The 19,707-nt window shown below is 47.9% G+C and carries 12 protein-coding genes and 1 tRNA gene; 4 read left to right on the forward strand and 9 right to left on the reverse strand.

The features are described 5' to 3' along the window. Positions 1-10: 10 nt before the first annotated feature. The 7 genes from ACY3ZI_RS18685 to ACY3ZI_RS18715 form a co-directional block, all read right to left on the reverse strand. The gene (locus ACY3ZI_RS18685; RefSeq protein WP_487375684.1) at positions 11-796 is read right to left on the reverse strand and encodes a hypothetical protein; all 786 of its coding nucleotides are present in this window, start codon (positions 794-796) and stop codon (positions 11-13) included. Further along, positions 793-3,870, reverse strand: a complete 3,078-nt coding sequence (dpdH, locus tag ACY3ZI_RS18690; RefSeq protein WP_487375685.1) for a protein DpdH — start codon at positions 3,868-3,870, stop codon at positions 793-795. Before dpdH ends, ACY3ZI_RS18685 begins: the two co-directional genes overlap by 4 nt. Beyond that, complete coding sequence (gene dpdG, locus ACY3ZI_RS18695) at positions 3,870-4,778, reverse strand: protein DpdG (RefSeq protein WP_487375686.1); 909 nt, start codon at positions 4,776-4,778, stop codon at positions 3,870-3,872. Before dpdG ends, dpdH begins: the two co-directional genes overlap by 1 nt. Then, entirely contained in the window at positions 4,762-7,323 is a 2,562-nt protein-coding gene (gene dpdF, locus ACY3ZI_RS18700; RefSeq protein WP_487375687.1) for a protein DpdF, read from the reverse strand. The genes dpdG and dpdF overlap by 17 nt, the downstream gene beginning before the upstream one ends. After that, entirely contained in the window at positions 7,323-10,547 is a 3,225-nt protein-coding gene (gene dpdE, locus ACY3ZI_RS18705) for a protein DpdE (RefSeq protein ID WP_487375688.1), read from the reverse strand. Before dpdE ends, dpdF begins: the two co-directional genes overlap by 1 nt. 298 nt (positions 10,548-10,845) lie before the next feature. Then, on the reverse strand, positions 10,846-12,102 hold the full coding sequence (locus ACY3ZI_RS18710; protein ID WP_487375689.1) for a tyrosine-type recombinase/integrase: 1,257 nt from the start codon (positions 12,100-12,102) through the stop codon (positions 10,846-10,848). A 188-nt stretch (positions 12,103-12,290) separates the two neighbouring features. Next, a tRNA-Leu gene (locus ACY3ZI_RS18715) sits at positions 12,291-12,375 on the reverse strand. Between the two features lie 419 nt (positions 12,376-12,794). Here ACY3ZI_RS18715 and ampH point away from each other — a divergent pair. Continuing rightward, positions 12,795-14,021, forward strand: coding sequence for a D-alanyl-D-alanine-carboxypeptidase/endopeptidase AmpH (ampH, locus tag ACY3ZI_RS18720; RefSeq protein WP_211886900.1), 1,227 nt, complete (start codon positions 12,795-12,797; stop codon positions 14,019-14,021). A 241-nt stretch (positions 14,022-14,262) separates the two neighbouring features. Further along, positions 14,263-14,775: a hypothetical protein gene (locus ACY3ZI_RS18725; RefSeq protein WP_211886898.1), complete on the forward strand. Its 513-nt coding sequence runs from the start codon at positions 14,263-14,265 to the stop codon at positions 14,773-14,775. Positions 14,776-14,867: 92 nt separating this feature from the next. Here the strand turns inward: ACY3ZI_RS18725 and lptG are convergent, their stop codons facing one another. Continuing rightward, complete coding sequence (lptG, locus tag ACY3ZI_RS18730; RefSeq protein WP_211886897.1) at positions 14,868-15,944, reverse strand: LPS export ABC transporter permease LptG; 1,077 nt, start codon at positions 15,942-15,944, stop codon at positions 14,868-14,870. Further along, positions 15,944-17,041: an LPS export ABC transporter permease LptF gene (gene lptF, locus ACY3ZI_RS18735; protein ID WP_108478846.1), complete on the reverse strand. Its 1,098-nt coding sequence runs from the start codon at positions 17,039-17,041 to the stop codon at positions 15,944-15,946. The genes lptG and lptF overlap by 1 nt, the downstream gene beginning before the upstream one ends. A 276-nt stretch (positions 17,042-17,317) precedes the next feature. Here lptF and pepA point away from each other — a divergent pair, with 276 nt between their 5' ends. Beyond that, the gene (pepA, locus tag ACY3ZI_RS18740; RefSeq protein ID WP_036949149.1) at positions 17,318-18,829 is read left to right on the forward strand and encodes a leucyl aminopeptidase; all 1,512 of its coding nucleotides are present in this window, start codon (positions 17,318-17,320) and stop codon (positions 18,827-18,829) included. Positions 18,830-19,242: 413 nt separating this feature from the next. Next, entirely contained in the window at positions 19,243-19,692 is a 450-nt protein-coding gene (locus ACY3ZI_RS18745; protein WP_211886895.1) for a DNA polymerase III subunit chi, read from the forward strand. Positions 19,693-19,707: the final 15 nt, after the last annotated feature.

Here is a 19,707-nt window from a genome sequence, read left to right on the forward strand (position 1 = left end):
ACTAGGGTCCTTATAAGCGCCTTATGCGATAGCGTGTCGGGTCATCTTCTTCACTCAGCCAACTGAGTACATTAGGCGTCAACATGTCGAGCGTGGCACCTTGCCCTGATACGGCTTTGAGGAAGAGATTGACCTCTTCCGGCACGTCTAGCTTGAGTGCATAGCGTTGGTGGCAAAGTTGCTCATGCAGATCGATTATGGCCTCAACTTCGTCAGCAGTTTTTGGCAGCTCACGACTACTGTTGGTGAACTGAGCGACAAGGTCACAGTAGTGCTGTTGTACTTTTCGTTGCCCTTCCTGATGAGCAAGGTTGCTGAAAAGCCTCTGGTCCACTTCCCACTGCGCTTTTAACATACGGATGTATTCACGCCACGCAGTGCTGGTATGTTTATTGAGAGTACTGACTAAGCGCTCAATTTCCAGAACCAGCAGACCAAACTCCTCGGCTTGAGCAACATCGTCTGTACGCGCCCGGTACTGCTGAAGAAAGGCCGTCAGCAGGGCCTGTGGATTGCCAAATGTTTCGCGGTCAAACAGGCCAACAATTGGATTACCGCTCTCACTATCGCAAACCTGCCGTAGCAGCAGATAGCTCGTGAGAATCTGCGCCAGTTTTTTCGCCGGGGCATCGATTTTTTTCGCCACCTGCAGCAGGCCATTGCGTATCTCCTGAGCCTTTTTCAGTTGCTGATGGCGCTCAAGGCGCGTTTTAAATTCACCGCTGCGCCGTGCAAAAACGCTAATCTCTTCCGACGCTCTGGAGATTACCACTTCACTGATGCTTACTTCACTCATGCTAAGTTCTTCTCCAGCAGCGCTAACTGTTCAGTCAGCCTTATCAGGGTCTGTTCGATCTCATTTTCGGCTCCCTCAATCTGGTCGCCGCCCTCATCACGGTGACGCTGCTGCAGATAGCTGCCGGTAGCATCTTCAAACTTGCTCCAGGCTTCCAGCAACTGCCGAAATGCCTCATATTGTTTGCCGTTGACGGCAAGAATTTCCCTCATCAAAACCTGAGGGTTATCGGCTGGCAGAGTCAGTTTCTCCAGTTGTCTGATCTGGTTTTTCAACTCCGGTTCTTTCCAGCCCTTCAATAACTTCAGCAGAACCGGCACTGTTTCACCTACCGGGCGGACGACATCAGCGCTGTTCGCCAATTCGACTATCTCCTTCATGATGTCACAGATATTAACCGTTGCCAGACTGGAGCCTTCGCCGTCGCTCAGGCGTTCAGTAATGTCCTCCTGAGTCTTCAGCAGCAGGGTCCGGTAACTACCCAGTCTGTTTTTGACTTCGTGGATCTTACTCGGTCGTTTCCCGGCGGCGACTTGTTGTCTTTTTGCCGCTTCCACCAACATTAATCCGTTAATGGCATAAGGTTGGGCGCCCGATTTTTTCGCCGCAGTAAGCGCGATTAAACGCTCGCGTAGGTTCCGGTGTTCATCAATCACGCTAGCTCGCGACTGGGTTAAGAAGTCGTCCAGCAGCGGATGACTTTTGTCCGTAGACTGTGGTTCTTTTAACAGGGCCTGCACTAGAGTTGTCGAGATTGGAGATGAAGAACCATCCAGCCCAAGGAATGCACAACTCAACTGTAGGTCTTTGACAGTACTAGAAAGCTCTTCGCGTTCTTCCTGCAACACGGTGAGTTTTACTTCTGTTTCAATACGGTCGACAAAGTTATGAAAGGCAGCGTAATCGATCTCACTACCTTCGAAATCCCAGTTCTGGAAAAGGTTAAAGCGCGCCATCGCTAAGCAGGCGCTGTACAGCTCAGGTGTATCTTCAAGCGTCACAAGCGGGCGCGACTGATTTCCCACCAGCACGCGGGGTAAGTGGATCCTTCCCTGATTTTTTGCTGAACTGGCCGTGAGCGAGGTCTGGATCAGCTCGGTTGACCAGTCAATACGCGCAATCAACGCTTCTAGTAACCACTTACGGATATCACGGGCTTTGGCTTGATCGAGCGTGTTGCCCTGGTTCCATTTTTCAAGCGCGGCTTTCCATTCCTGAATGGCTGGAGCTTCACCGGCTGGCAGTGGATCATCGCCTCCGGATGGCAGTGGATCATCGCCTCCGGGTTGCAGTAGATCATCGCCTCCGGGTAGTAGTGATGGATTACCTAACAGTTCTGCAGCCTGCGGCAGGCCGAATTCGTCACAGATGGCTGGTGTCAGGCCAAGCAAGTGGGGACTGTTACCGCCCCAAATCGCCAGCAGTGAATTGACCCGATCGGGCTGACTAACACCGGACAGGCGCACCCTTTGCTGAAGTTCCTGACCGCAAATAATCCCTTCATATCCTGACGGCGGGAATTGCCCATCAAGATAGCTCTGGCGATAATTTTTTAGCGGTTCACGCAGGATAGCATTCAGTATATTTCGCGGGACAAAAACTAACCCGTGTTCTTTATCCTGACAGTGGCGTTCAACCAACTGTCCGATTGCTGCCGGATTAAATGGAAACAGTGGATGACCGTGACTGCTGTGGCCGAAACTCGCCAGCACGGGCGCAGCAGATTCGTTTTCCAACACCTCCTGATCCTGCCATACCGGAGTATCCCGATAGCGCTGCCCATCCTGCTGGTGGTGATATTTTTCCAGCGCAACAGCACCGTGGCGGGCTGCGTTAAGATAGCGACCGCAGAAGTCGACAACACGTTTTTTCAGTGATGTATCGCTTTCGCTGGGATGCTGTTGCTGGATCACCCATTCATAGCGGGCACGGGTGCCCAAAGTATTACGGTGACGCTTAAAGCTGTCGTGGCCCTCGGTCACTGCAATAATAGAGTTCAGAGTACACAGCACCTTTTTGCCTTCGTACTCCTCCTCTTCCAACAGACAGTCGATCAGCACGTCCTCAATCGCTGAGGTGGCAGCTAAATCTTCCACCAGTAAGATAAGGCTGCGGTCTTCTGCCAGCAACTGGCGGCGAATCATGCGCATCAGGTCCTGGAAGCTGGCCCGGTTAAAGCTGAACAATTCTCCAAAGGTGTCCCCCAGCGCCTGAGGGATCACTTCGTTGACAACGCGAGCCGCTGCTTGCTTTTTTTCATCACTGGTAAGCAACTGCTGGTTGACCAAGTAGGGGAACACTGCCGATGAAACTTGCCTGAGATTCAGGCCACTGAAGGTAAAGTCTGCCGAAGACATTTCATAACGCAGGTTGGCAATACTGTCGTCGTCAGCCCCCTTACAGAAGCGCAGCGCAATATTGTGCAAGCAGGCCCCAGGATCGGTAAAATACTGCGTCATCACACTGTCAAAAAAAAGCGCGGGGAGCCGAGTTGATACTGCGTGTTGTTGGATTTCTTTCAGCTTTTTTTTTCTACTTTCGTCCAGCTGAATTTTCCCCATTTGCTCCTGTTGCAATTCTTCTACGGCAGACTTCCAAGCTGCGTTCAGTGCCTGACGCAGCTTGAGAGCTATATGTTCGGCCACATTTTTGGGGATCAACTGCTGCCCAACCCCGTTTACCTTCTCGCGAATGCTCTGATACTGCTCACCGTTGAGGTCTTCTAAGATGGTAGTAAGCACGCGTGGTAATGACGCATTTTTTGGAATACGAATAATATGATATTTCGCGTGATCTTCTCGACGTTTGAGCTGAGCATGAACCCAGCGCACTAAATGAGATTTCCCCACGCCAGAAGCCCCAATCAGCGGCAATGGACGATTATGTTCAAGCAGAAAGTCTAGCAGCGCCCCTTCCCCCACCTGAATGACCTTACCACTGTGAAACTCGATGCGGTCGAGATGCATAGATTCATGAACCGCCAGCAATTGGCTGTCGGCTAGTGACTCGGCTTCGGTCAGGATGCAGGCGGCAACGTTCTCTTCGCCGGGCCAGTAGCTCTGTAATTGTGGCATCAGTTGGTTCCTGAGCTAGTCAATGTAAGATGGGTCACGGTACGCAACACACTCCCTTTTCTGCCGGTTAACTGCATTGCGCCGCTGGCGTCAGACTCCACCTTCATGTTGATTATCCCGGAGAGTTGAAGCCGCAGCAGCGCGCGCGACAGCGAGGTCGAAATTCGGTTAGCACTGAGTGGTTGCCAGCCATGCAGGCTGATACGGTCCTCTACCTGCTGTCGGTAGGTGCCACCGTCAAGCACCGGCAGTGCCTGTTTCAGACGTTGCAACGCTTCGCCGATGGTCAGTTGTTCGCCTGGCCGCATCAAGAACGGTAACTCTTCCCGGATGGCATCGGTGGGGTCGATGGCGTAACTGTCGCGGGTAATTTTCTGGGCGTAGCCCAGCCAGTTTAGATAGCCAGGAACAATCGGAACTTCGTTAGTTTTATTGATACGGAAATCGGGCAGAAACTGATTTACCAACGCTTCCAGGTTACGCGTGCTGATATCGGCGTTGTTATACACATCCAGTGCCAACAGCAGTGCTGCGAGCAGGGTGAGGTCAACGGCACGTTGATCGCGTGAACTTAGGTCACTGTTATTTTCCGGAGACTGTAAGCAGCGGCGTACAGCCTGCCGCAGAGGCATATTTTTTGTGCTGAAATAGTTCGAGTTAAGGCTGATTTCAGTTGTATCGTCTACCGATTCTTCCGACAGTATACCTAGTTCCAGCCACGCTCTTAATTCCTGGGGCGCTTTACCTCTTGCATCCGGTGCGTTACCCGTTTGCAACGTTTTCGGTGCACAGAGCGCCATCAGTTTTTCACGCGGCAGCGTGTTTTTTGTGCTGGCTTTCAGCACCTGATAAAATGCGGCCAGCACGGCATACTGACTGCCTCCATGGGCATTATTGATAATCGACACGGTCTAGTTTCCTTTGAAGTTGTTCGATGGTGATCCAATTGTGATTATCGAGGTGAACGTAATGCGCCCCTCTGGGGTGGTGGGGATCGGGCATATCATGCGGGATCAATGTCAACTGCAATGGTGCATGGGTGAATGGAGGTAGGTAGCCACTGGTGCAATACTCTGGCGTAGGAAGTACCAATTCAGCCAGTTCACTCATCACATCGTTATCCGCCACCGGTTCACCGCCTACAGGCAATTCATCGCTCAGCAGGGTCAGGCGCTCACCACGCGGGATGACACTGAATACGTTATGTAGCAAGGCAGGTTCCGACCATATGCGCTGGACAACGCCTGCGCGATGCAACTGTACTAGCAACGTCGCGATACTGTGATACCAGCCCTCACGTTCCCATTCATCATCAGTCACCTCAGGGTAGGTAATAAAGCAACTGGAAAAGGACAGCCCGCTCAACTCCTGCCAACGACTTAACACATGCTCTGAAGGCGATGATGCTAACGGATTGAGTTGAAGCGGTGGAGGGATCATATAACCGCTGTTCAACATCTTACTCTTACGGCACGCGGGGCAACCGCCGCAGGCGTGGCCCGGGGAAAATTCCATCAAGGAATAGAGGTCCACCAAAGTCTCACACAGAGGGATAAGCTGGGGGGTGTGCAGCCAGTTGATTAACGCATTATGGTTAGCTCTTGCCGCTTCCCGAGTCTCTTTACGTGAAGGAATAATGTGCGTGTTCCATAACGCTTCCCCTGTATGGTTACCGATCAGGATGCGCACCACCAGAGAGTTTTGATTCTTTTGCAAGAGGCATTCCAGTGCCGCTTCATAGTGACTGACATCAGCAAACGTGCTTTTATCCGGTGGGCTTTGCAGGTCAGTATCCAGTTCTAACACGCCTGCGCGCACCATCATCAGTACAGTACGCAGATTCCACAGTTGGTTTTCATCGCTATGGAAACTAAGATTGACATGGATCCTTCCAATATCAATACGATATAAGTTATCCCCTACATGTTCTCTCCTTTCCCACAGCGTTTTCCAGCGTTCCAGGCCCAATTCACGACCAATGAGTTTCTGAGAAGAGAGCCGTTTTGCTAGGCTGACATCCTGATGTTCATAAATCAGAAGTGAGGTGCAAGCAAAACCATCACGCCCACCTCGCCCTACTTCCTGATAGAAACGGTCCATATTTTCTGGCACGGTGGCGTGAATTACCGTACGCACATCATTTTTATCCATACCAACGCCGAACGCCGAGGTGGCAATTATGATATCCAGCTGATTTTTATTCCATTGCTCCAGCAGACTCTGACGTGCAGGATCCGGCGTATTACCGGTAAATGTAGCAAGCCGTTGATACCCCTGATCCCGCAGAATCTGCGCCCACTCTTCAGCTTCTTCCGGTCGCGTCACGTAGAGGATTAGAGGCCTCGGTGCATGCGCTAACGACTGCAACACCTTATCCTGTTTATCACTATGGTCTGTCGCCCGATAGCACCAGTAAGCCGGCTCAGGGCGTAAATGGCTAGCGTGGACCTCGATCATCTGCTGATCGAAAGTATCACGCAGAGTTTTACGGCTAGCTTCGGTGATGGTCGCGCTCATAAGCAACGTAGAACATGGTGTTAACTTCGCTTCACGACTGATGCGTTTAAGCCCGCGGATTAATCCACCCAACTGCTGGAAATGTGGACGAAAGCCATTACCCCAACTGGCGACAATATGCGCCTCATCGACGATAACATGGCGTAGACCGCCTTGTTTGGCCGCTTCAAAAAGGGCAAACTGCAGTGAGCCACAGGCAGCTTCGGGAGATGTGACGATCAGTCTCTGTTCCCCGACTCTAATACGCTGACGCGTATCACTTTTATCCTGCGCCGGCAGGTCGCTGTACCAAGCAGAGACCGATTCAGCTCGAGCACCGGCTTCGCTTAACAGTTCGCGGAATCTACTTGTTAGCTCCATCACCAGTGCAGTTGTTGGCGCTATCAATAGGCACATAGCCCCCTGCGGCGGAGCCATTAATGTCAGTACCTGAGCCACCAACGTCTTACCAGTGCCGGTGGGCAAATTAACCAGCAGCGTACTACCCGGCGGGGCGAACAGCGCCCGGCGTACCGCATCTCGCTGGCCTGGAGCTTGGTAGTAATCAAACTTCAAAACTGGGCGCAGAATATGGTCCATCGGCACTCGTGTGTCCTGGCGACGTAATTGGTGCAGATCGTTATCTAGAAAAGGTGTGATATCTCCCTGTTCCAGCCACTGCGGGCACCAGGCAGGACCAGCACTGAGCAAAAAGGTGTGACCTAGTCGTTGACAGTGAATACCGCTGGCTTCCCACTCTCCCAGACTTGGCCAACCAGGGTAGCTATCATCAGGGACCGTCAACTCGTTATCGCTGTGGTGGGAATATTTTTCCAAGTATAGCCAGTCACGAATTAGCGCCCGGCGATCGAGATGCCCGGCGGTAGCATCCGGAAGCAAGCACTCCTTCAATGCTGATGTAATACTAGATTGCTCAATCAGTTGCGCCAGTTTCATCAGAGCTGTGAATCCTTGTGCAGTAGGGCTTCTGATGCAATGATTAACGCACGTGTTGCCAAGGTGGTGATCTTCGGCCACGTAATACCATGGCGCAGCGTCTGCCCGGTCTCCTGCTGGTCAGCGTGGTGTAGCAAGGCGCTACTCAAATAATTTTCTAGGCGGCTTAAGCCGAGAGCCTGTTGTGCGGCGAACTGGCCCACCGCCAATTGCTGGGCAATACTGTAGCTATCATTACACCAAGTTCGCCACTCTTTGGCACTGAAACAATGGGCAATCTGCGCCCAACGCTGTTCATTCAGGTTAAGGTGACGCCCGCCACGCTTCTGCGGAGAATAAGGCTCATCCAATATAGTCATTACGTCCGCATCGGTGATGTGCTCACCCGCCTGGTTCAGCCATAGGGTCATGGTTTGAGGTGGCATCAAATAGTCAGCCAGGCGCTGTTGCGCTGGAGTGTTAACATCGGCCTCAATCAGGAAATCGTAGCGGAAAAAAATTTTTTGCTCTTCACCCATCCCGGGTGTGATGCGTAGAACCGCGCTAGCTATACCACGCTCTTCATAATCAAGCAGTCGCAGGATGGCATCGTGGAAAGGTTCGCCTAGTCGTGCAGGGCGGATGTTACCTTGAGTAGAATCTGAGCGCCTATAGCTCAATGGCCAAGTCACAGGAGAATTTCCGCCTGACTTGTTGAGATCAAAGCCGAGCAGGCAGTGTTTTTGTAAGCTCTGGGGGCTAACTAAGGTACCAGCATTCCAATCCCCCGGATTGAAACGATACCGGAGTGCTGCCGGAGTATCCTCATCCCGGATAGCATCAAATTTCAAGACATTACCCAACAGATTACTCGCGGATTGGCGGAATTCGTCTTCATTCTCATCGATCTCCGCCAGCGCATCAGCATACTCCCTGGCTTCGATTATATCGCCGTCGATTTGCAAAAGGACTTCCTGCATTTCGATTCGCTGTTTTTCTTCTGCCAAGCGACCATCCTCACCCGCCAAACGTGCGCTAAGCTGTATAATGCTCTCTTCTCCTAACGGATAGAGATTGGCGCTAAGCCATTGTAACTCTTCATCAACCAAGTATTGCAAACTGGCAATTGAATCTTCGAATACGTTGAAAACATTATTTAGAATAGCCAGCCACTGATTTTGTAGGTCTTCTGCTTCACTCACCAACGCGATACTGAGGATGGAGGTCGCATTCTCATTCGCACAATACCGATTCAAACGACCAAGGCGCTGTTCCATGCGATTAGGTGAAAGCAATAGATCATAATGCAGCGCAATTTTACGACCACCATGCAAATTGACACCTTCTTCAGCCCGACGATCGCACACCAGGATCTGGCATTTGCTTCCCTTGCCAAAGCGAATTTCTTTATCAGGGTTATGGCGCTGGATTTTACCAATGAACGGCATCATCAAGTCAGTAAAGACTTGATCTGCCACCCAAGGCTGATCGCAGAACACCACAATGTAAGGGAGTTCTTTAGCGTTGCTGTCCAAAAGTAATTCCAGTACTTCAGTTAAGCGCTTACGCTTGCTATCACGCTCCATGATGCAACGGTCTACCAACTCCTGCAGGATATTCTTCTCACCGTCAAACAACGGGTGCTGCAACAACGCGAGTTGTGATTCACTGTAGAGGAAACCTTGTGTAGCACTTAGCGACTGCTGCTGTAAACGGCTGGTGGCGAGTCGTGCCAGCAGTTCCGGTGTGGCGATGGCTGCTTCAAACAGTAACTGGTAAATTGAGGCAAACGTCGAGTCCTGTGGATGTAGCATAACTGCCGATTCTCGCCAGGCGATCATCATGTCGTTGTTGGTGTCCGTGGCGGTGTATTTTTTCAGTGACAAGCCCGACAAACCGGGCATGAGGATGCTGATACCAGGACTGCTACGGCGGTTGCGCAGTAGGCGATGGTGAAGACGGTAACGGTTACCTATGTAGTGTCGGATTGTATTGATCAGCTGATCGCGCGTTTCACTCCGCTCAGGCTGCAGCACATCTAAATGGGGGAGCAACTGCGCAACTTGTCCGTGAAGAACTTCATCCTCTGGAAACAATTCGGTCAAGGCATGTAGGTTCTCTTCCAGCGTCATGTTGTCGTTATCACAGTTAAACGCGTAGAAAAGTGAACCTATCTCTTCGCGTTTCTGGATACGCTGCTGAAATTTCAGCAGGCCAGTTTCAGTCAGCTGATAATTATTGGCATCCAGCAGATGCAGCATGGCTAGGAAGTTCTTTTCGTTACCGGTCACGGGCGTTGCCGACAGCAGCAGCAATTTTGTGCTTTGTTGTGCCAGTTGGTTAACGCTGGCGTACTGATGCTCATGCCCTGCGTCCCATGCCCAAGCACCGACCTGATGAGCCTCGTCAATTACCAGCATATCAGGGCAGAATGGCAGCGGACTCTCCTCGCTAAAACATTTTATATCAATAACATGGATCGACTCATTCAGCAGTTCCCCTAGGTGGAAACGGGCGGAAAGCTCATGCTGCCACTGGCGGTGGAGAACCTTGGGCGCCAAGATCACCACGCAGTGAGTGAACTGATTTTCGGTGACGTGTTGCCGCACGATCAACCCAGCTTCAATGGTTTTCCCAAGGCCGACTTCATCTGCCAGTAGATAGCGCTGAATGGGGTCAGATAACACCCGACGAGCGACGGCCAACTGGTAAGGTTCGAGTTCAATACTGGACGACAGCGAAGAAGTAATCCCAGCACAAGCGTTGCGTTGTTTCAGCATCTGATGCTGATAAGCTAGACGGGCATCTTGCCAGAAGGGGGTATAGGTAATGCGCTCGGCCAGAAGGGCGGCAGCATCGCTGATAGGGCGATCCCAGCGCACAAAGATATCATTTAAGCTGACGTCTTCCTGCTGCTTGTTAGGAAAATGCAAACGCACCCCTCCAGGCACAGCACCAACAACACGTGCAATCTGCCAGTGTGCAAGCTCGTAGTCGTAGCGATAAACCAGACTTTCTGCGTAGAGTTCGGCTTTTTTTAGGTCTTTTACTTTGACAGTTTTCTCTATGCCTTCATAATTTACGGGAGAATCAAAATACTTAATAAGAGCATCATTATTGTTGTTAATGCGGATAAATTTGCCTATTCCATAAGGCGAGTCAATAAGGTCACCTGCTTCAAGGGGCATATATCTATTCATAATTATTATTGATTTTTTCTTGATAAGTTTATCAAAACTGAACATCCTTCAAATATAACATTAATAATGCTAACTAAAAGTGTAAAATATCACAATCATAGCTTTTGTTGTTAGTTATAACCTAACCCAAATTATTATAAATTACTATATAATTAAATTTACCTTAAAATAATGATATCTAGCATAACTAGCACTAAAAAGTCTTATATAGCAAATAAAGTAATCGATTAATTGTCAGTTAGATAAACAGCTTTCCCTTTTACGAATTAGATCAAAAAATTTAATTTCCATTAGGATAACTAATTTAATTTTCTAATGGTGGATTTTCTCTTATAAATTACAATTAAAGACGGTCCTTCCCAAACCCAAACGCCCCCACATGTCCTGCCCTATTCACATCCAAATAATCCGCCCACCATTGCACCATCAGCAGCCTTTCCTCAATATGCTCTGCCTTATGAATATAAGCCGCCCTTACTGAATTACGTTCTTGGTGGCTCATCTGCCTTTCTACTGCATCCTTCGACCATAACCCTGATTCAATCAACGAACTACATGCCATCGTTCTGAAACCATGACCACATACTTCCGTCTTAGTGTCATAGCCCATCACACGTAATGCGTTATTTACCGTGTTTTCACTCATTGGTTTTCTAGGGTTGTGATCACCGATAAAGATCAACTCATGGTTACCACTGAATTGATAGATTTGCTTTAAGATCTCAATAGCTTGTCGGCTTAAAGGTACTAAATGAGGAGTACGCATTTTTGATCCACGATGGGAGTGTTTCACCCCTTCTATCGCTTCGCGTTCAGCAGGGATCGTCCACATCGCATTTTCAAAATCGATTTCATCCCAACGAGCAAAGCGCAGTTCACTGGAACGAATGAAGACTAATAAGGTAAGTTTGACTGCAAGTTTAGTTAAAGGTCTTCCCTTATAATCATCGATGCGTTGTAAGAACTCAGGTAAGCGTTTAAGCTCTAATGCAGCTCTATGGACTCGTTTACCAGTGGCAACTGCACCAGCCATATCTTGCGCTGGGTTATAGTCGATTAAACCACTTTGTACGGCATAACGCATTATGGCTGTCACACGTTGTTGTAGACGTGCCGCCACCTCAAGACGTCCAGACATCTCTACGGCTTTAATCGGTTCGAGTAGATCCCGAGTTTTCAGTTCAGCAATATTGCGTTTACCAATAGCAGCAAAGATATTGTCCTCAAGGCTTTTGAGGACTCGATGGCTATGACCTTCAGACCACTTCTTATTCGTTGCGTGCCAATCGCGAGCAACCTTCTCAAAGGTGTTAAATTCCTTTTGCTGCTCTTCTTTCACTTCTTTGCGTTTTTCGCTTGGATCAAATCCGTTAGCAATTAACTTTCTGGCGGCATCTCTTTTCTCTCTGGCTTCTGCGAGTGAAATATCAGGGTAAACACCCAGCGCTAACATTTTTTGCTTGCCGCCAAAGCGATACTGTAAACGCCAATATTTTGATCCGTTGGTATGTACCATCAAGTGCATACCATCACCATCGGTCAATTTATACGATTTATCCAAAGGCTTGGCAGCCCTGACTTTAGCATCAGTAAGAGCCATGATTTATCTCCTTGCGTTGGTACAAACTATTATCGAATCGAGAGATACCAACACATATACCAACAGCAGGTACTTGATGTGGGTTGACCTTAGTATACTTGGGAAGACTGAAAAGTGGGGAAAAGCCTTGTAAAACTGGGATTTCAGATACAAAAAAAGACGTCTGTTGACGTCCATTGATGTTCTTATGGTGCCGAAGGCCGGACTCGAACCGGCACACCCGAAGGCGGTTGATTTTGAATCAACTGCGTCTACCAATTCCGCCACTCCGGCACGAAGTGATGTGTTTCTTGGAAAACGCTGCCATTATACTTGCCTGATGCCGACTGGCAACATTTATCTTGAACAATCAGATTGTTCGATTAAAAAAAAAGCACCTGAAAAAATCTTTCTATAAAAAGCGCAATATCCCCTGTTCTGTTCAACAACATTTGAATATCTATGCTAATTTTCCTAAGAGTATTTTCATTGTCTTAACCCTTCGGTGACTGGCGACAAAGCATAATTTTTGTTAGTTTATCCGCACTCTTATGTAAAATTATAAAGGCATATTTTATGGGCTTTGTTGGATGGATAGCCACTGGTCTGGTTATTGGCATCTTAATTGGTGTCGTCATGAAAATTTTCTCAAAGAAAAAATAAATATTGGCTGAAAAGCCTTTTATAAACAATCATATCGGCTGGCTTCAAACATGAAGAAAACGTTTCTTAAAATTTTGTCGGTATCCGCACTGTCTGCGGCATTGATGGCCTGTTCCTCAACGACAGAAAAAACCGCGCAAAGCTCACCAAGTGGCATGCTTGCAGGTAACTCCGAGTGGCAAATATTCGAAGGCGATAGAAGAACTTACGAGCGTGTCACCAAAATCGTCGATATGTATGCGAATCGAATTTATAACGAAAGTAATGCCCGAGGCATGGCGATTATCGTCATTGATAACAACCAAACTCTCGCTCGCTATTACGGTGAAACCGCGCCGGGTAATGGACAAAAACCGGGCCCTAACTCACTAATCCGCATCGCTTCTGTTAGCAAATTAATGACCAGCGAAATCTTAATTAAGCTAGAGCAGGATAAAAAATTAGCGATCACCGACCCGCTACAGCAATACAGCTACAACGGCGTTACCGTGCCTGATAACAACAGCGGGCAACCTATCCGACTGTATCATTTAGCGAGCCATACCAGTGGCTTGCCTCGTGAACAACCGGGTGGAAAATGGGGTCGCCCTGTCTTTATTTGGCCAACCCAAGAGAACCGTTGGACATGGCTGAAAACCGGTAAACTCGATTTTACACCGGGTACTGAAGCCGCTTATTCCAACCTCGCCTATGATTTACTCGCTGATGCGATGGTCAAAGCGACGGGGCAGTCATACCCGCAATTGTTCAGCAAATACGTGACATCTCCGGCGAAAATGACGGATACCACCTACACCCCAAGCAAAGGTCAGTGCGCCCGTTTAATGGAAGGCACCAAGCCAAGCCCTTGCCATAACACCCTTGCAGCAGCAGGAAGCGGTGGTGTGTATTCTACTCCGGCAGACATGCAAAAATGGATGCAGCAATTTTTATCCACGGATAATAACCTACGTAAAGCGACCGCAGCCCGCGAACAAGGTATTTTCTTCCCCCGTGAAAAGCTGTTAGATGCCAAAGGGATGGACGTGGCAGGTTATGCTGATGGACTGGGTCTTGGCTGGGTGTATATGAAGCCTAAAAACGGTATTCCGGGGATCTACCAGAAAACCGGCGGCGGCGGCGGATTTAATACCTATATGGCGATGATCCCACAGCAAAATATTGCGGTATTCGTAGTGATGACCCGTAAAGATGGTAGTAAGTTCAGTAAGTTGACCGCTGGTGTGAATGATATGGTTGCTTCATTATCATCTAACCATGCGTATGGGAAAAATTGAAAGGGTACCGCCGACGCGATTAATGCACTGGCGAGTTATACCCCTACCCTAAAACGCGGATTTGTGCGCGTACTTACCTTTATCGTGACAACTGCCTGAGCCCTTCAGGCAGTTTTTTATTCGTTGTTATTTTTGTTAGACGGCTGCTTTTTTTGATAGACGTCTGCTTTTTATGCAATATTTTAGGATGACCTTTCGCTACTCTTAGGCCTTATTACTTATGATTAGCAAAGGAACTAAGATGAAAATTATCCCGCTTTTCGCTCATAACATAGTGCGCCCCAGCTCCGTAAAATCAGGAAGGAACACTATTTCTGAATTAGTACAGCAACTCAGAAATGTATTTAATCATCAAGAACTCTTTCCACAGCCTAAAAAACCAGACTATGTCGAAATAGATCTTTCCAGACTGAAGAATGAAAAAGCGGATAATCCGAACATTGAAGCAACGGCTGAGTATAAAAAGTTACTCGCAGATACCATAAACGAAGCAAAGCAATCATTCATTCAAGCAACCAGGCAAGCAACCTGGAAAAATACTTACAAGATTGAACAAGCATACAGTGCCAATGGCGGCGCTTTCTCTTATGCACAACAGATTGCCAACAAAAGTAGAAAAAACGTGATTGGCATTCTCGGTAATTCTCAATTTTACAAGGGAGAAAAAGTGACAAAGTATGTGTTGTTTAAGCCTCAAGGAAAAATTCAATCGATATTGAGTAATTTCGGTAATTTTATCTTCAGCAAAAAATGAGTGTATTCTTGAAGTGGAGAGTTGCCATCAGCAATAAAAAAGGCTGTAAAATCATTCGATTCGACAGCCTTTTTCAATTTAAAGGGAATGGACTATTTTCGTTTAACTAACAAGAAGATACTCACGCCCAAGAACAAGACACTCGGCAGCGCTGCCGCAAGTACTGGCGGAATGGAATAGACCAAACTCCAGTTACCAAAGCCTTGGTTTAAGATGTAGAACAAGAAGCCGCCCACAATCCCTGAAATCACACGCACACCCATTGGAACCGTACGCAGAGGTCCGAAGATAAAGGAAACCGCCATTAACATCATGACTGCCGCAGAAAGCGGCGCTAGGATTTTTTGCCACATACTCAGCTGATAAACCGAAGCAACTTGCCCACTCTCTTTCAAATAGGTGATGTACTGATACAGACCGCGAATCGAAAGCGAATCCGCATTCAGAGAAACAATGCCTAGTTTCTCTGGGGTTAAATTGGTTTTCCAATCATAAGTTAAACGCTGTGAACCCGTAATTTTTTGCTGGCTACCCAAGATAGATTCTTGAACTTGGGATAACACCCACAGCTTTTTATCTGCATCATAAGTTCCGCGAGCGGCAAACATCACAGACTGTAATTTGCGATGGTCATCGAAGCGATAAATAGAAACATCTTGGATGGTGCTCGCATCTTTAATGCGCTGGATATAGATAAAATCATGAGCATCTTTTGCCCACATACCTGAATCCGTAACCACCAAAGAACTACCAACAATTTTCTCTGCACGGTAGTTACGCGCCCACTGCTCGCCTGCAGGTGCAATCCACTCCCCCATGACCATCGTAACGATAACCAATGGAATCGCTGTTTTCATCACAGACATCGCAATTTGCAAACGGGTAAAACCCGACGCTTGCATCACCACCAGCTCACTGCGGGAAGCTAACGCGCCTAACCCCAGCAATGCGCCCAATAATGCCGCCATTGGGAAGAAAATATCGATATCTTTGGGAACGGTTAATAAGGTGAAAACCCCTGCGCTCATTGCTGTGTAATCACCATCACCCACTTTGCGAAGCTGCTCGACAAACTTGATGATCCCTGAAAGCGAAACCAACAAAAACAGCGTCATCAAAATCGAATTGAGGATGGTTCGACCGATATACCTATCTAAAACACCAAACATCAGGCAACCCCTCTGGTCAACTTAGCACGCACTTTGCGCATTGGTACGGTATCCCATAAATTCAGTATCACTGCTAATAGCAAGTAACCGAAGTTAACCGCCCACATTGCATATTTAGGGTCGACATCCCCCTTATCTGCGCTATTACGTAATGTACTTTGTAATAAGAAGAAAATCAGGTACAGCAGCATCGCGGGGATCATACTGAGTACGCGCCCTTGACGTGGGTTGACTTCACTCAGAGGAACCACCATCAACGCCATGACCACCACAGAGAACACAATGGTTAGACGCCAGTGGAATTCAGCATTGACCTCAGGATTGCTCTCATTCCACAGCTGCATCATGGTTTTTTGTTCCACTTTATCCGTACTGACATCCGTGGCTTTATGGTCAACAACGGCTTGGTAATTTACGAAGTCAGTGATGCGGAAATCTCTCAGCATTGCCGTGCCTTCGTAGCGAGTACCTTGGTCTAGCACCACCATCTGGCGACCATATTCGTCTTCTTTCATATAACCGCTATCCGCGACCACAACGGAAGGACGCTGCTCATTGGCTGTACGCAACTGAGCTAAGAAAACATTTTTAAAATCATTGCCTTTGACTTCGCCGATGTACAACACAAAGTTGCCATCTTTAGTGGTTTTAAACTGCCCTTCCACCATCGCCGCTAAACCGGGGTTGGCTTTTGCATCCGCCAAAACTTGCTCTTGATACTGAGATGACCAAGGCAACATCCAAGTAATATTGGCAACGGCGACTAAGGCGGTTAATGCAGCAAGTACCAGTGCCGCTTTCACAAGCACACTTTTACCTAGGCCGCAGGCATGCATCACAGTAATTTCGCTTTCTGTGTACAATTTGCTGTAAGTCATCAATAGCCCAAGGAATAGGCTCAAAGGTAAGATAAGTTGCGCCATCTCCGGCACACCCAATCCTAATAACGGAAGAACTAAATTCGAAGGAATATTCCCCTGAACAGCGGCACCTAAGATGTCGATGGACTTTTGACTAAAAAAGATAAGCAGCAGGACAAAAAGTATCGCCAGCTGGCTTTTCAGGGTTTCCCGAACCAAATATCGAATAATGATCACGCTTATTACGCCTGTGAAAACTTGTCTTTTGGGATGAAAATGGCTAAGTTCGTTCTATGACAGCCATTTACTAAAATATACTCTGGTTTATTGTTTGGCTAGAATGATATAAAAGCATTATCTATACTAAGTGCTATATCGGAATATGCTTAATATAAGCGAAACTAGGTATTTGCTCAATTTAACACAAAGAGTTCATTCTCTATAAGCCAGATCATGCGAAAGGCTAATTTTAACTGGAGCATCGACCTTTGTCTTTAAGATTCAGGAGAACGCATGGAGTTTAGTGTAAAAAGTGGTAGCCCGGAAAAACAACGTAGTGCTTGTATCGTTGTCGGAGTCTTTGAACCACGCCGTCTGTCCCCTATCGCTGAACAGCTGGACAAAATTAGTGACGGATATATCAGCGCCCTGCTGCGCCGCGGTGAGCTTGAAGGTAAAGTAGGTCAATCCTTGCTGCTGCATCATGTGCCTAACGTTCTATCTGAGCGTATTTTACTGATCGGTTGCGGTAAAGAACGTGAACTCGATGAGCGTCAATTCAAACAAATCATTCAGAAGACTATTAGTACTCTGAATGAAACTGGCTCAATGGAAGCCGTTTGTTTCTTGACTGAGTTACATGTAAAAGGTCGCAATAACTACTGGAAAGTTCGCCAAGCCGTTGAGACAGCGAAAGAATCCCTGTATGTCTTCGACCAGCTGAAAAGCAACAAAACTGAACACCGCCGTCCACTGCGTAAACTGGTCTTCAATGTACCAACGCGCCGTGAACTGACCAGCGGTGAACGTGCTATCGCCCACGGTTTAGCTATCGCCTCTGGCGTTAAAGCGGCTAAAGATTTGGGTAACATGCCACCAAATATCTGTAACGCTGGCTATTTAGCGTCACAAGCTCGCCAACTGGCAGACATTTCTGACAGCAAACTGACTACTCGCGTGATCGGCGAAGAGCAAATGAAAGAGCTGGGCATGAACGCGTACTTAGCAGTGGGTCAAGGTTCTCAGAACGAATCTCTGATGTCCATCATGGAGTACAAAGGCAACCCAGATCCAGAGTGCAAACCAATTGTACTGGTCGGTAAAGGTTTAACCTTCGACTCAGGCGGTATTTCTATCAAGCCAGCTGATGGCATGGATGAGATGAAATACGACATGTGCGGTGCCGCGACCGTTTACGGCGTCATGCGCTTTATCACTGATCTACAACTGCCAATTAACGTCGTCGGTGTACTGGCTGGCTGTGAAAACATGCCGGGTGGACACGCATATCGTCCAGGTGACGTCCTAACCACGATGTCTGGTCAAACTGTTGAAGTGTTAAACACGGATGCGGAAGGTCGTTTAGTCCTGTGTGATACCCTGACTTACGTTGAGCGTTTCGATCCAGAACTGGTTATCGATATCGCCACATTAACAGGCGCATGTGTAATTGCCTTAGGTAGCCACTACACTGGTTTAATGTCCAACCACAACCCACTAGCTCACGAGCTGTTAAATGCTTCAGAGCAAGCTGGTGACCGTGCTTGGCGTTTACCGTTAGCTGACGAATACTATGAGCAAATCAGCTCTAATTTTGCTGATTTAGCGAACACGGGTGGTCGTCCGGGTGGTGCTATTACCGCAGGCTGCTTCTTAGCACGCTTTACGGGCAAATATAACTGGGCGCACTTGGATATCGCAGGTACTGCATGGCGTTCAGGCAAAGCTAAAGGAGCAACCGGTCGTCCGGTTTCTATGTTAGCTCAGTTCTTACTGAACCGCGCTGGCTTAAATGGTGACGAGTAATTTCGATTACGATTAAAAATCGCCATTGATTAAGTTGTTATTATAATATCCCGATGAGCAGGCTCTGCGATTCGGGATATTGTTTTTTCAATAGGTATCAGCAAGTTATACGCCTCAGAACACACGTCCATTAAGCCATTTTGAGGCTGCTATAAAAAAGTATATAATTCAACACAGATTTAATCTTGCTGCGACCTTGGGGGCATACATAAGTATGTGATCGAAGCGAAAGAACGCAGCCAACACCCCTACAAATTGAAGTATGACAGTTTACGGTTATACCCTAGATAATTCAGTTTGTAGGTAGGCGGCAAGTGATTGAGACCTTGGGAGCATACATAAGTATGTGACCGAGGCGAGAGAACGTAGCCAACACCCCTACAAATTGAAGTATGACGGGTACAGACGGGTATATGAAAAAAGGTACATTCTACCAACTCCAACAGCCCTCCCCACAAGCGGAATACGAAGCCCACGAATGGCTCGCTTGTGAACTTGCTGCACAAGCGTGGCGCAACGGAAAACGCATTCTGATTGCCTGCGAGGATCAGCTGCAAGCGGAAAAAATGGATGAGGCGCTTTGGCAACGGGATCCTCACCAGTTTGTACCCCATAATTTGGCGGGGGAAGGACCTCGTTATGGTTCGCCAATTGAAATTTGCTGGCCAAATAAACGCGGCAATACGCCTCGCGATATCCTGATTAATTTACAAAGCCAATTCGCAGATTTTGCAACGGCTTTCCATGAAGTGATAGACTTCGTGCCTATCGATGAAACTTTAAAACAGTTGGCGCGTGACCGGTATAAAATTTACCGGAGCGTCGGCTTCAATTTGACCATGGCGACGCCGCCAACTTACTGAACACAAAGATAAAAA

This window comes from Providencia sp. LY12, assembly GCF_057621555.1.

Coding starts and splice junctions, on each gene's coding strand:
- ACY3ZI_RS18685 (WP_487375684.1), bottom strand. CDS start 796: ATGAGTGAAGTAAGCATCAGTGAAGTGGTAATCTCCAGAGCGTCGGAA.
- dpdH (WP_487375685.1), bottom strand. CDS start 3,870: ATGCCACAATTACAGAGCTACTGGCCCGGCGAAGAGAACGTTGCCGCC.
- dpdF (WP_487375687.1), bottom strand. CDS start 7,323: ATGAAACTGGCGCAACTGATTGAGCAATCTAGTATTACATCAGCATTG.
- dpdE (WP_487375688.1), bottom strand. CDS start 10,547: ATGTTCAGTTTTGATAAACTTATCAAGAAAAAATCAATAATAATTATG.
- ACY3ZI_RS18710 (WP_487375689.1), bottom strand. CDS start 12,102: ATGGCTCTTACTGATGCTAAAGTCAGGGCTGCCAAGCCTTTGGATAAA.
- ampH (WP_211886900.1), top strand. CDS start 12,795: ATGAAGAAAACGTTTCTTAAAATTTTGTCGGTATCCGCACTGTCTGCG.
- ACY3ZI_RS18725 (WP_211886898.1), top strand. CDS start 14,263: ATGAAAATTATCCCGCTTTTCGCTCATAACATAGTGCGCCCCAGCTCC.
- lptG (WP_211886897.1), bottom strand. CDS start 15,944: ATGTTTGGTGTTTTAGATAGGTATATCGGTCGAACCATCCTCAATTCG.
- pepA (WP_036949149.1), top strand. CDS start 17,318: ATGGAGTTTAGTGTAAAAAGTGGTAGCCCGGAAAAACAACGTAGTGCT.
- ACY3ZI_RS18745 (WP_211886895.1), top strand. CDS start 19,243: ATGAAAAAAGGTACATTCTACCAACTCCAACAGCCCTCCCCACAAGCG.